We start from the raw sequence: 12,387 nt of genomic DNA, 5'->3' as shown, positions 1-12,387 counted from the left end.
TCACGCGGGGAGGCTGTCCATGAAGCTGCTCACGGAGAAGACCGCGTTGCCGGGGCCCGCCGGGCCGTATCCGGGCGGCGAGGAGAGGCCGAACTCCTCCATCGTCGCGCGGTACTCCTGGAGCAGCCGCACGTGGTACTCCAGGGGCGCGCCCAGCGGGTTGGCCTTGCCGAGCGGCGTCGTCGGCTCCGGGCACCAGGTGGTGAACCGGGGCGTGATCCCCTGCGCCATGAAGTACCTGAGGCCCTCGACGGTGGAGTCGATGGCCTCGTCGACCGTCTTGAACCCGAAGGGCTCGGCCATCTCCACGCCCGCGACGAAGTTGGGGATGACGTTGCGCGGACCGAACACCTCGGCGGAGTCCAGGATGCGCCGGTGCCACTCGTCGCGGCCGACGTAGCGCTCCTTGCCGGGGCAGTACCGCTCGAAGAGATACGGGTCCCACACCTCGTAGTTGGGGTGGTAGATGCGCACGCCGTAGTCGTGGAAGCGCTGCACGTCCGCCTTGGGCAGCGCCTGGGCGACGACCTTGCCGATCCAGCGGCCGGGGAAGCGCTCCTCGATGGCCTTCGCGTACTGGCCGTAGAAGTCGGCCTCGTCCTTGCCGCCGATCGTCGAGGTGACCGCGCCGCCGGTGAGGGTGTACGCCGTGGAGGTCTTCGCGGTGTCGTACTTGTCGATGATCTCCAGCGCCTCCAGGACCTCCTCCACGGGCTTGACGCCGGTGTAGGGGCGGCCCGCGGCCTTGTGCTGGCGCCAGTTGTGGTTGATGTCGCAGTACTGGCACTCCTCCTTGGCGCCGAAGTACTGGCACACCCGGAAGACCGTCAGGTAGACCAGGTAGCCCCACTGGATGGTCGGGGCGACCTCCATGACGGACTTGCCGTTGGCGAGCTTGTGCCGGTAGTAGTCCGGCATCGGCGGCAGGCCCACGTCGGAGATGCGCTGGCCGTCCAGGTAGAGGCCGAGCAGTCCGTCGGCGTCGGCCGCCACGCGGTACGGCGAGGACGGGTTCACCCGCACCGACACCACCGTGCGGCGCAGCTCGTAGGGGCCGCCGGTGAGCACGATCTCCTCCGGCGGGCGGCGCAGCGCGGCCTCGCCCAGCTCCGGCAGGGTGCCGTGGTCGAAGGAGAAGATGAAGTACGACTTCGGCTTGATGTCGCCGGAGGCCTCGTTGGCGCTGTCGCTGAGCGCCGACTCGTCGAAGGCGATCCCGCCGCGCAGCAGGTCCTCCTTGATGACGGCCTCACGCGGCACCTGCGAGTGCCGCTGCATGAGTCCTTCGATCAGCTCCGTACGCCTGGGCATGGGGCGGGCACCTCGGATCCTCTTGAGCTTTGACGTTATTCGACTGTTGTTTGGACGCATTTGTACGTGTACGTCCACTTTTGCCGCAGCGCTCGGGGTCGCCGTGTGCAAGGTCCACGCTAATACCGGCCCGCGCGGCGCCGAATCCGCCTCCGGTTTTGGCGGGAACCCAGGCGCCGGGCCTGCGCGTTCTCCAAGTCAGCACAGCCCGAACCGACGCACAGGGGGCGCCGATGACCGATCTGATCCCGGGAGGCAATCTGCCGCTGCCGGACGGCGCCCTCACGCTCCGCGTGCCCGGCCCCTTCGACCTGTCCGTGGTGATCACGGGCGACAGCGGCAAGGTCGCGGGCGACGCCGACTTCGTCTTCTACAACCAGCCCGCCGCGCCCGGCGCCCGCCTCAGCGGTGACACGGTCACGGTCGACACCCGCCGCCTGCGCACCGGCGCGAGCCGCGTCACGGTCGCCGTCAGCCCCGCCGAGCCCGGCACCCCGCTCGGCCGGCTGCCCTCGATAGCCCTCCAGGTCAGCGGCCTGCGCGGCGAGACCGTCGCCCGCTTCAGGCCACCGCGCCCGGACCACGAGACGGTGCTGCTGCTCGCCGAGATCTACCGCCGCGGCACCGCGTGGAAGATCCGCGCCCTCGGTCAGGGGTACGCGGACGGCCTCGCCGGGGTGGCCCGGGACTTCGGCCTGGACGTGACGGACGACGCACCGCCACCCGCGCCGCCACAGCCGACCCCATCGCCCCGAGTGCCCGCCCGTCCGGCCCCCGGAATCCCCGCCTCATCCGGCAACGTCCCAGCCCCTACCGGCCCCGGATCCCGCACGGCATCCGGCACCCCCGCCCCTCCCCGACCCCGCACCCCCACCGCTCCCCCACCCCCAGCACCCCAGGCGCCACCTCCCACCACCTGGCCCGCACCACCCCCCGCGGCCCACGCCCCACCACCCCCGACCACCGACACCTTCCTCACCCTCGTGAACGCCGCGCGCGCCCAGGCCGGCGCCCCGCCCGTCCGGCTCGACCCCCGGCTCACGGAGGCCGCGCGGGCGCACGCCGCGGGGATGGCGGCGCGCGGGCGGCTCGGCTCCGAGGGCCCGGACGGCGTCTCGCTGCACCAGCGCGTGGCCGCGGGGGGCTACGCGTACCTGGCGATGGGCGAGCATCTGGTGTCGGGCCCGCGCAGCCCGGCCGGCTTCCTCGACTACTGCCTGGGCGACGACCGCTCCCGGCAGACGGTCCTGGAGCGCGCGTACAGCCACGTGGGCGTGGCGCACGTCCCGGCCGCACGCTCCGGGGACGTGTTCTGGACGGCGCTGTGGGCCGAACCGTTCTCCCCGCAGGGCCTGGCCCGCACGACGGCCGACGTGCTCACGCTCACCAACTCCCACCGCACGGCGGCCGGCCTTCGCCCCCTCGCGCCCGACCCCCGCCTCACGACCGCCGCCCAGGCCCACAGCGCCGACATGGTCGCCCGCGCCTTCTACTCCCACACCGCGCCGGACGGCAGCGAGCCCTGGCACCGCGCGGCCGCCGCGGGCAGCCCGCACCGCACGGTCGGCGAGAACATCGCGTGCGGCCAGCGCTCGGCGGCCGAGGTCGTCCAGGGCTGGATGGACAGCCCCGGCCACCGCGCCAACATCCTCAAGCCCGCCTTCACCCACCTCGGCGTCGGCTTCGCGGGCGGCGGCTCGGCGGGGACGTACTGGACACAGCTCTTCGGGGGCTAGGCCGTCGCCACACCTCGGGGCCGGCCCGGCACGGGTGCGGGCACCGCCACCGGGATCCCCGTGCGCGCCGACTCGTACCCCGCCGCCACGATCCGCAACGTACGCAGCCCACCATCGCCGTCCGCGACGTCCATGCCGTCCGTTCCCGGCCCGAACAGGAAGGCGCGCAGCATGCGGGCGTCGAGGTCGACGCCGAAGGGGATCTCGAGGGTGCGGCCGTGGCGTTCGCTGTGGCCGTGGAGCTTCTGGTCGAAGGCGTCCATCTCCAGGGTGGCGTGCTCGCCCACGAGGGTCAGTTCGAGGCCGCCCCAGGTGGGGTGGGAGCGCGGGTGGGACCAGCTGCAGTCGAGGGTGGCGACGGTGCCGTTGTCGTACACCACGGTCACCAGGCCGCTGGTCTCGGCGGCGACCTCGTCGGCGTACAGAAGGTTGTTGGTCTGGGCGTAGACCTCCACCGCGCGGGCCGCGAGCAGGTCGTCGAGGAGGTCGGCGAGGTGGACGGTGTGGTCCATCAGGGCGCCGCCGCCCGCGAGTTCGGGGTCGGCGAACCAGCGGCGGGCGCGGGTCGGCATATGGCCGTTGTTCGCGCCGGACACGGTCAGGACGCGGCCGGTCTCCCCGGCGGCCACGGCCCGCTTCACCGCCGCGTACGCAGGGCTGAAGCGCACCGGGAACGCCACCGCGAGGCGCACCCCCGCGGCTCGGCATGCCGTGACCATCGCCTCGCCGTCCGCCACCGTCGTCGCGAGCGGCTTCTCGCAGAGCACGTCCACGCCGTGCGCGGCGGCCAGTTCGACCAGCGGGCGGTGCCGGGCGTTCTCCGAGCAGACGATCACCGCGTCGGGCCGCCGGGCGAAGACCTCCTCGTACGTGTCCGCGTACGGCACTCCGTGGCCCTCGGCGAACGCCCGGCCGCGTATCTCGCCGGGCGCGGCGAACTCCGTGTCCGGGTCGCTCGCCAGGACCTCCACGCCCGGCATGTCGCGCAGCAGGGTCAGATACGCGGCCGCGTGGACGTGGGCGAAGGACAGCACGGCGACCTTCATCGCGGGGGCTCCTCGGTGTCGGTGGCGGTGTCGGTGGTCTCTGAGGGGCCGGAGGCGGACGCGTGGGCGGGCGTCGGTGCGAGTTCCACCGCGCGGCCGGTCCTGCTCGACTCCACCGCCGCGCTCGCGATCCGCACCGCCTCGATGCCATCGCGGGCGCTCACCCGTGGCCGGGTGGTGCCGTCGTCCCAGGACGCGGCGAACTCGCGGAGTTCGGCGAGGTAGGGGCTCTCCGTCATCGGGCTCGACGGGATGCCTTCGTTCGCATTGCGCGCGCCCTGCGCGGTGATGCGGAAACCGGGCACGGCGGTGGAGTCGTGGCGCAGCAGCCCGTCCGCTCCCGCGACCCGGAACGTCGTACGGAACCGCTGGTCGGGCAGCCCCCACAGGCCGCTGATGTGGCTGATCGCGCCGGAGGTGTGGGTGAGCACGGCGGTGGCGGTGACGACGTCGGCCGGTGCGCCGGTGGCGCGTTCGGAGCCTCGGGTGCGGGCGTGGACGCGGACCACGTCGCCCGCGACCCAGCGGGCGATGTCGATGTCGTGCACCATCAAATCCATGATCACGCCGCCGGACTTGGCGGGGTCCCCGAACCAGGGTGCCCACTGCGGCCGCGCCCCGCCCCGTGTGAAGCGCAGCACGGCGAGCGTGCCGAGGTCTCCCCGGACGACGGCGTCCCGCAGGGCGGCGTACGCGGGGAAGTAGCGCACCACGTGCGCCGGATGGAGTCGCACGCCCGCCGCGTCGGCGGCCGCCGCGATCTCCTCGGCGTCCGGCACGGTCAGCGCGAGCGGCTTCTCGCACACGACGTGTCTGCCCGCGGCGACGGCGGCGAGCGCCAGCTCCTTGTGGGTCGGCGTGGGGGTGCAGATGTCGACGGCGCGGCAGTCGGCGAGGAGGTCGTCGAGGGTGGGCACGGCGGTGACGTCGTGGCCCAGCTCCGCGTACTCGCAGCTGAGTTTCTCGGCGGAGCCGTCCTGGGTGTGGACGCTGACCCGCGCGCCCAGTTCGAGCCAGCCGGGGAGGTGCGCGCGGGCGATGCCGCCCGCGCCGAGCAGGCCGATGTGAAGCGGTGGCATGGAGGATCTGGCCTTTCTCTGTACGACTCTCTGTACGTCTCTCTGGTCGTCGGGATGCCGTCAGCCCTTGGAGCCGGTGAAGGCGACGCTCTGTACGAAGTGCCGCTGCAGGAAGACGTAGACGAGCAGCATGGGCAGGCTCGCGATCAGCGAACCGGCCATCATCACCGGGTAGTTGGTCTCGTACTGGCCCTCAAGGGAGGTCAGGCCCGCGCTGATCGGCATGGCCTTGGGGTCGGTGTTGACGATGAGGGGCCACAGCAGGTCGTTCCAGGCGGTCATGGCCGTGATGACGGCGAGCGCGGCGAGCGCGGGCCGGATCAGCGGCAGCATGATCGACCAGAAGATGCGGAAGGAGCCCGCGCCGTCGATGCGCGCGGCCTCCTCCAGCTCCTTGGGCAGCGCGAGGAACGCCTGCCGCAGCAGGAACGTGCCGAAGGCGCTGAACATGCCGGGAAGGAACAGCGCGGGCGTCGAGTTGAGCAGCCCGAACTGCTGGATGATGTCGTACTGCGGCAGCACGAGCAGTGAGCTCGGCACCATCAGGACGGAGAGGAAGAGCCCGAACAGCACGTCACGGCCGCGGAATCGCATGCGCGCGAACGCGTAGGCGGCCAGCGAACAGAACACGAGCTGGCCCGCCGTGCGCCCGGCGGTGGCGAGCGCGCTGTTGGTGAGCATCTCGCGGAACGGCAGCGCGGTGAAGACCTCGTCGAAGCTCGACCAGTTCCAGTCGTCGGGCAGCACCGTGGGCGGCACCCGGGAGACCTCGGCGAGCGACTTGAGCGCGGTGAGCCCCTGCCAGACGAAGGGGAAGACCATCACGAGCGCGCCGAGCGAGAGCACCAAGTGGGTTGCCAGGGAGCCGGTGTTGATACGCCGCCGGGGCCGGGGAACGGCGGCCCGCGTGCCGGAAGGGCCCGTCCGCGCGCCGGCGATCTCGGTGTCAGCCATAGTGCACCCACTTCCGCTGGAGCCGGAACTGCAGATAGGTGAGGCCCGCGATGAGCAGCATCAGCAGGAAGGCGAGGGCGGCCGCGGCGCCCTGCGCGTTCTCCATGAACGCCCACTTGTAGAAGAGGCCGACGACCGACTGGGTGTCGCCGACGGCGGGGTTCTTCTCGCCCATCATGATGTAGATCAGGTCGAAGGTCTGCAGGGACTGGATCATGCAGATGACCGAGGCGAAGAACAGCGTCGGGCTGAGCAGCGGCAGCGTGATGGTGAAGAAGCGGCGCAGCGGCCCGGCGCCGTCCAGTTCGGCGGCCTCGTAGTAGTCCTGCGGGATCGACTTGATGCCCGCCATGATGATGATCAAGTAGTAGCCGGTGGTCGACCAGACCATGACGGCGCCGATGGCGAACACGGCCGTCGAGGGGTCGGAGGCCCAGTAGTGCCGGTCGACGCCGAACCAGCCGAGGATCTCGTTGAGCAGGCCGAAGTCGCCGTTGTAGAGCCAGTTCCAGACGAGGCCGACGGCGACGGGCAGCGTCACGAACGGCACGAAGTACAGCGCGCGGTAGACGGAAACCCCGCGCAGGCCACGGCGGTTGAGGAGGGCGGCCACGACGATCGCGAGCGGCAGCGCGAGCAGCCCGATGCCGCAGTAGACGAGCGTGTTGCCGAGCGCCTGCCAGACGGTCACGTCGCGCAGCACGCGCGCGTAGTTGTCGGTGCCGGTCCAGGTGTGGCCGCCGAAGGGGCCGAACTCCGTGAAGCTGAAGTAGAACGTCTGGATCATCGGCCAGAAGTAGAAGACCGCGAAGCCGATGCCGAGCGGCGCGATGAACCCGTAGGCGGCCCGCTGACCGCGCGAGGCGGGCCGCCGCGCCGCGGCCCTGGGTGCCCGGCGCCCGGCCGACTTCGCGGCCGCCGTGGCGGGAAAGAGACTCATCAGCTGCGCTCCTCCTTCAGGGCCCGGTCCATCTGCTCGCCCAGGGTGCGGGCGGCGCCCTCGATGCCGCCCTTGCCGCTGAACGCGGCGCCGAGGAGCGGGTATTGGAGGTTCTCCCAGACGGCGGTGTTCTTCGAGCTCGGATACGGGACGCCGTACTTCTCCATGTCGATGAAGTGCTTCAGGTCGAACTCGGGCATCGACTTCAGCCAGGCGTCCTGCGTGCCCGCGTAACTGGAGATCGTGACGCCCGACTTCGCCTGGATCTCGGCGGCCCTGCGGCCCGCCATGAAGTGCACGAACTTCCAGGCAGCGGCCTTCTTGTCGCTCTTCGCGGAGATCACGTTGGCCAGGCCGTGGATGACGGTGGTGCGCTCGCGGCCCTTGGGCAGCACGGTGACGCCGCCGTGGTCCTTCAGGGCGGGCACCGCGTACATCTGCCCGGCCATCGCCGACAGGTCGTGCACCATCGCCGCCTTCTCCGACCAGAAGCGCACCCGGCCGATGTTCTCCACCATGGCGCTCTGCGGCGGCGACCAGCCGCGGTCGATCATGTCGGTGAGGAAGCGCAGCCCCTCGATGGAACGCTCGTCGCCGAAGCCGGAGTGCCCGTCGCGCAGCACATAGCCGCCCGCGGCCTGGATGGCGGGGTAGAGGACGATCTGGCGCTGCATCTCGGAACAGAAGCCGTGCACGCGCTCGCGCGGGTTGGTGAGTTCGGCGGCCGCGTCCCGCAGGTCGTCCCAAGTCCAGGTGGTGTCGGGGTACTTGATGCCCGCCTTGTCGAAGAGCGCCTTGTTGTACCAGAGACCGATGGTGTCGAAGTCCTTCGGCAGGCCGTACTGGGTGCCGTCGTACGCGTAGAGCCGCACGAGCTGCTCGGGGTGGCGGTCCACCGGGGTCGCGTCGCGCGCGATGTGCTCGGACAGGGGCTCCAGGACGTCGTGGGCCGCGTACAACTGGAAGTTGACGGCGTTCATCCAGAACACGTCGGGGGCGGTGCCGCCGCGCATCGACGTCTTCAGGGTGGTCCAGTAGCTCGCCCACGGCGTCAGCTCGATGCGCACCGAGATGTCCGGGTGCTCCTTCTCGAACGCCGCGATGATCTGCTTCATGCCCGGGACCTGTGCGGGGTCCCACATTCCGTACGACAACGTGGTGCGCCCGCCGCCTTCGGTGCCGCCGCCCCCGTCCGAGCAGGCGGCGAGCACGGGTGCCGACGCCGCCGCGAGGCCTGAGCAGAGGAGGGTCCTCCTGCGCATGCGCGCCTCCGCGTGTTGTTGGGGTTTCAGAGGGGTTGGGGTGCAGGGGTGGGGTCGAGGGGTGGCCACCGGCCGCGTGGGGCTGGTCGGCCGGGGTGGCCACCGGCCGCCCGGGGCTAGCCGGCCGGGTCCGCGAGCAGTTCCTCCTCCACGCGGTCCAGCGCTTTGCGTACGGCGCCGAGCGCCACCCCGCGTTCGCCGAGCTCGCTCAGCGCGATCCGCGGGGCGTGCAGCGTGAGGGAGCGCAGCCGCTCGTGCAGGAGCGGCACGAGGTGGGTGCCGAGCGGGGTCGCGCCGCCGGTGAGGACGACGAGTTCGGGGTCGACGGCGAGGGCGAGGGCCGCGATGCCGGGCGAGAGGCGGTCGGCGAAGTCGGCGATCGCGTCGAGGGCGCGCGGGTCGCCGGTGTCCGCGGCGCGCGCGAGTGCGGCGACCTCGGACTCCCCGGCGCGCTGCCCGTCCTTCCAGGCGAGGGCCTCGTGGGCGGTGTTCATGCCGAGCAGCGGGAGCAGGCCGAGTTCGCCCGCACCGCCGCGGCCACCGCGGTGCAGCCGGCCGTCGATGGTGAGGCTGCAGGAGACGCGGTGGCCGGTCAGGACGCAGACCACGTCACTGGCGAGCGTCGCGGCGCCCTGCCAGCGCTCGGCGAGGACGGCGAGGTTCACGTCGTTCTCGACCAGCGTGTGGCCGCTCTCGCCGTCGGCGAGCAGCCGGCCGAGGTCGACGCCGGACCACTCGGGCACGACGAGGGAGGTGATGAGGCCGCCCGAGTCGACGACGCCGGGTACGCCGACGCAGCGGGCGAGCACCAGGTCGCGCCGGACGGTGTGGGCGTCGAGGAAGTCGTCCAGGCCGTCCTGGAGGAGCGCGAGGCGGGGGCCGCCGCCCAGTTCGGGGTCGATGTCGGCGCGTTCGGCGGCGACGACGGTGCCGCCGAGGTCGGTGAGGAGCAGGACCATCTTGTGCAGCCCTATGTCGGCGCCGAGCACGTACCCGGCCTCCACCCGGAACCGGAACCTGCGCGCGGGCCGCCCCCGCACCCGCTCCCCCGCCTCCGCCTCGGTGACCCACCCCTGCGCGGTGAGCTCCTCCAGGGCCGCGTCGACGGTGGGCCGGGACAGGCCGGTGCCCGCGGCGAGTTCGGCGAGGGTCTGGGGGCTGCGGCGGTGCAGGGCGCGCAGGACGACGGTGGTGTTGAGGCGCCGCAGGGCGGCCAGGTCATGGCCGCGCGTACGTTTTCGCATCAGTTCTGCACCCCAGGAGGCGTAGTGGGACAGCCCGAGTACGGCCCTGTTGCGGGGCCGTCGCTCGTCTCGCACCGAGATTTGGGAGGAGAGTTGCATAAAGCGGGGCTCGCGGGAAGACCCCGCGCACGGACGTTCTCCGTCCCGCGGCGCGTCGGTACCGTCTCCTGGCCGGGCCACAATCGCTGGTTCATGCAGCGCGCCACCCGCCATCTCGCGGGCGCGGTCGGCATACGCCAGTTCCTCGACCTCGGCAGCGGCATCCCGACCGAGCCGAACCTGCACCGGATCGCCCAGGGCATCGCGCCCGAGGCACGTGTCGTGTACGTCGACAACGACCCGATCGTCCTCGCGCACGCGGCACCGCCGAGGGCGCGAGCACCTTCCCCCCAGGCGGACGTCCGCGAGCCCCACAGAATCCTCGAACTCGCCTCGTCCGTCCTGGACTTCGACCGGGCCGTGGAGATGTACAGGGCGGGCGGCGTCACGCTGGTGCCGCGTTCGCGGGCGCGGGTCGAGCGGCTCTTCGAGCGCTTCGACCTGCTCGAGCCGGGCCTGGTGTGGCCGCCGGACTGGCGTCCCGAACTGGGCGTGGGCGAGGTGCGGGACGAGGGGACGCCGGTGCCGTTGTACGCGGGGGTGGGTCGCAAGAGGTAGAGGCCCCTTTTAGTCGCCTTGACGATAAGCGTGCGTACGTCATATCGTCGAGGTGACGAAAATGGGAGGGGTTTCCATCATGGCCGACATCACCCGGCGCCTTGGCCTGCGCCATCTGCGGTCCGCGCCGACCGCCCACATCCGCCACCACAGGAACGGGCGGCTCGCCCACGACGGGCCGGGGCTGAGCTTCTGGTTCCGGCCGCTGAGCGCCGCGCTGTCCGAAGTACCGGTTGACGACCGGGAGTTGGCGGTTGCCTTCCACGCGCGCACCGCCGACTTCCAGGACGTCACGGTGCAGGCCACGGTGACGTACCGCGTCAGCGACCCGGCGCTGGCCGCCGCGCGCCTGGACTTCTCCGTGGACCCCGACACCGGGTCCTGGCGGTCCGCACCCCTTGAGCAACTGTCCACGCTGCTCACCGAGTCGGCCCAGCAGCACGCCCTGGACGTGCTGGCCCGCACCCCGCTCGCGGAGGCGCTCGCGGACGGCGTGGCGGCGGTGCGCGAGCGGATCGGCGCGGGGCTCGCCGCCGAGCCCCGGCTGCCCGCCACGGGGATCGAGGTCGTCGCCGTCCGGGTGGTCGCGATCCGGCCCGAGCCCGAGGTCGAGCGGGCGCTGCGCACCCCGGCGCGCGAGCGCATCCAGCAGGACGCGGACAGCGCGACGTACGAACGCCGGGCAGTCGCGGTACAGCGCGAGCGCGCCATCGCCGAGAACGAGATGGCAAGCCGCATCGAACTCGCCCGCCAGGAAGAGCGGTTGGTCGAGCAGCACGGCACCAACGCGCGGCGCGAGGCCGAGGAGAAGGCCGCCGCCGACGCCGTACGCACCGAGGCCGAGGCCGCCCGCACGGTGGCCCTCGCGCGGGCCGAGGCGGAGTCCGCCCGCACCGTCGGCGAGGCGCGCGCCGCCGCCCAGCGCTCCTGGCTCACGGCCCACGCGAGCGCCGACCCCGCGGTCCTGCACGCCCTCGCGGCCACGCGGCTCGCCGAGAACGTGCCGCGCATCGAGAGCCTCACGCTGAGCCCGGACGTGGTGACGGGGTTGCTGGCGAAGCTGGGGCACGGGGCGGGGGCGGCGGGACGTGGGGGCGACGGCGGCGCGGGGCGTGGCGCGGGCGAGCGTGGCGGTGGGCGGTCGTGAGTCTCGCCCCGCGCGCCGTCCTCGTACACCGCACCACCGAGTACGAGGAGCTGCTCGCCCGGCACGGCACGCACGGGCAGGCCGCATTCTTCCTGTCCTCGCGCGGCCGGGACATCGACGAGGTGGCAGGGCGGCACCGGCTCGCGCGGCACGCGCTGACCGATGTGGCCGCCGCCGTGCCGCTGCGCTGGCGCAGCGCCCGGGTGGAGCGCGCCGACCTGGACCGGTTCCTGTTCGCACCGGAGGACGTCGTCATCGTGGTGGGGCAGGACGGCCTCGTGGCGAACGCGGCGAAGTACCTGGCCGGTCAGCCGGTGGTGGGCATCGACACCGAGCCGGGCCGCAATCCGGGGGTGCTGGTACGTCACCGCCCCGCCGACGCCGCGAAGCTGCTGCCGCACGCGGCGGCGGGCGCGGCCGGCGCCGAGGAACTCACCATGGCCGAGGCCATCACGGACGACGGCCAGCGGCTGCGCGCCCTCAACGAGATCTACGTCGGCGCCGCGGGCCACCAGACCGCCCGCTACCGCATCGGCTGCGGCGCCGGTCCCGGCACGCCGGGGAGTTCGGAGACGCAGGCGTCCTCCGGGGTGGTCGTCGGCACCGGGGCGGGGGCCACGGGCTGGCTGGGTTCGCTGCGACGACAGTCCGGCGGCGACGGCCCGCCTCCCCCGGAGCCGGACGAGGGGCGCCTGCTGTGGTTCGTACGCGAGGCGTGGCCGTCCCCGGCGACCGGGACCTCGCTCGTACGCGGCGAACTGACCCGCGATCAGCGCCTCTGGCTCACCGTCGAGTCGGACCGTCTGGTGGCCTTCGGCGACGGGATGGAGGCCGACGCGCTGGGCCTTGGCTGGGGGCAGAGCGTGCGGGTGGGGGTGGCGGACGTCGCGCTGCGGCTCGTCGGCTGAGCGCGACGGGCCGCCCGGCCAGGGGATTGCAGCTTTCTCCAAGCTTCGCGTGACGCGGTCGGTGGATCGTGCTGTCCCGGCCGCCCAACCGGTGCGGGCTCGC

The 12,387-nt window shown here is 72.6% G+C and carries 10 protein-coding genes and 1 pseudogene; 4 read left to right on the top strand and 7 right to left on the bottom strand.

Translation table 11 applies throughout. The annotated features are described in order from the left end of the window. Entirely contained in the window at positions 1–1,311 is a 1,311-nt protein-coding gene (locus IEY91_RS05565; RefSeq protein WP_164318151.1) for a radical SAM protein, read from the bottom strand. A 233-nt stretch (positions 1,312–1,544) separates the two neighbouring features. On the opposite strand from IEY91_RS05565, the gene IEY91_RS05560 reads away from it, so the two are divergent. Next, complete coding sequence (locus IEY91_RS05560; protein WP_189173074.1) at positions 1,545–3,047, top strand: CAP domain-containing protein; 1,503 nt, start codon at positions 1,545–1,547, stop codon at positions 3,045–3,047. Here the strand turns inward: IEY91_RS05560 and IEY91_RS05555 are convergent. The 6 genes from IEY91_RS05555 to IEY91_RS05530 all read right to left on the bottom strand — a co-directional run bounded on the left by IEY91_RS05555 (position 3,044) and on the right by IEY91_RS05530 (position 9,572). Next, complete coding sequence (locus IEY91_RS05555; protein WP_189173073.1) at positions 3,044–4,093, bottom strand: Gfo/Idh/MocA family protein; 1,050 nt, start codon at positions 4,091–4,093, stop codon at positions 3,044–3,046. The genes IEY91_RS05560 and IEY91_RS05555 overlap by 4 nt on opposite strands. Then, positions 4,090–5,172 (bottom strand): Gfo/Idh/MocA family protein, encoded by a 1,083-nt coding sequence (locus tag IEY91_RS05550; RefSeq protein WP_229696722.1) that lies wholly within the window; start codon positions 5,170–5,172, stop codon positions 4,090–4,092. Before IEY91_RS05550 ends, IEY91_RS05555 begins: the two co-directional genes overlap by 4 nt. A 60-nt stretch (positions 5,173–5,232) precedes the next feature. Continuing rightward, the gene (locus tag IEY91_RS05545; RefSeq protein WP_189173072.1) at positions 5,233–6,126 is read right to left on the bottom strand and encodes a carbohydrate ABC transporter permease; all 894 of its coding nucleotides are present in this window, start codon (positions 6,124–6,126) and stop codon (positions 5,233–5,235) included. Next, positions 6,119–7,066 (bottom strand): carbohydrate ABC transporter permease, encoded by a 948-nt coding sequence (locus tag IEY91_RS05540; protein WP_189173071.1) that lies wholly within the window; start codon positions 7,064–7,066, stop codon positions 6,119–6,121. Before IEY91_RS05540 ends, IEY91_RS05545 begins: the two co-directional genes overlap by 8 nt. Further along, entirely contained in the window at positions 7,066–8,328 is a 1,263-nt protein-coding gene (locus IEY91_RS05535) for an ABC transporter substrate-binding protein (protein ID WP_229696721.1), read from the bottom strand. Before IEY91_RS05535 ends, IEY91_RS05540 begins: the two co-directional genes overlap by 1 nt. A gap of 116 nt (positions 8,329–8,444) precedes the next feature. Beyond that, a complete protein-coding gene (locus IEY91_RS05530) occupies positions 8,445–9,572 on the bottom strand; it encodes an ROK family transcriptional regulator (RefSeq protein WP_164318160.1) in 1,128 nt (375 codons plus the stop codon). Between the two features lie 180 nt (positions 9,573–9,752). Between IEY91_RS05530 and IEY91_RS05525 the strand changes: the two are divergent. The 3 genes and pseudogenes from IEY91_RS05525 to IEY91_RS05515 form a co-directional block, all read left to right on the top strand. Next, positions 9,753–10,229 (top strand): annotated as a pseudogene (locus tag IEY91_RS05525) (SAM-dependent methyltransferase); the annotation flags it as partial. A gap of 79 nt (positions 10,230–10,308) precedes the next feature. After that, positions 10,309–11,376, top strand: coding sequence for an SPFH domain-containing protein (locus IEY91_RS05520; protein WP_189173069.1), 1,068 nt, complete (start codon positions 10,309–10,311; stop codon positions 11,374–11,376). After that, complete coding sequence (locus IEY91_RS05515) at positions 11,373–12,284, top strand: NAD(+)/NADH kinase (protein ID WP_189173068.1); 912 nt, start codon at positions 11,373–11,375, stop codon at positions 12,282–12,284. Before IEY91_RS05520 ends, IEY91_RS05515 begins: the two co-directional genes overlap by 4 nt. The last annotated feature ends 103 nt before the right edge of the window (positions 12,285–12,387 follow it).

Origin of the sequence: Streptomyces lasiicapitis (assembly GCF_014646335.1) — a bacterium.
GTDB classification, from domain to species: domain Bacteria; phylum Actinomycetota; class Actinomycetes; order Streptomycetales; family Streptomycetaceae; genus Streptomyces; species Streptomyces lasiicapitis.
This window is presented reverse-complemented; position numbering and strand designations above follow the sequence as displayed.

Excerpts from the sequence above, each read along its gene's own strand:
- IEY91_RS05545 (WP_189173072.1), bottom strand. The coding sequence starts at position 6,126 with ATGGCTGACACCGAGATCGCCGGCGCGCGGACGGGCCCTTCCGGCACG.
- IEY91_RS05520 (WP_189173069.1), top strand. The coding sequence starts at position 10,309 with ATGGCCGACATCACCCGGCGCCTTGGCCTGCGCCATCTGCGGTCCGCG.
- IEY91_RS05550 (WP_229696722.1), bottom strand. The coding sequence starts at position 5,172 with ATGCCACCGCTTCACATCGGCCTGCTCGGCGCGGGCGGCATCGCCCGC.
- IEY91_RS05565 (WP_164318151.1), bottom strand. The coding sequence starts at position 1,311 with ATGCCCAGGCGTACGGAGCTGATCGAAGGACTCATGCAGCGGCACTCG.
- IEY91_RS05535 (WP_229696721.1), bottom strand. The coding sequence starts at position 8,328 with ATGCGCAGGAGGACCCTCCTCTGCTCAGGCCTCGCGGCGGCGTCGGCA.
- IEY91_RS05560 (WP_189173074.1), top strand. The coding sequence starts at position 1,545 with ATGACCGATCTGATCCCGGGAGGCAATCTGCCGCTGCCGGACGGCGCC.
- IEY91_RS05555 (WP_189173073.1), bottom strand. The coding sequence starts at position 4,093 with ATGAAGGTCGCCGTGCTGTCCTTCGCCCACGTCCACGCGGCCGCGTAT.
- IEY91_RS05540 (WP_189173071.1), bottom strand. The coding sequence starts at position 7,066 with ATGAGTCTCTTTCCCGCCACGGCGGCCGCGAAGTCGGCCGGGCGCCGG.
- IEY91_RS05530 (WP_164318160.1), bottom strand. The coding sequence starts at position 9,572 with ATGCGAAAACGTACGCGCGGCCATGACCTGGCCGCCCTGCGGCGCCTC.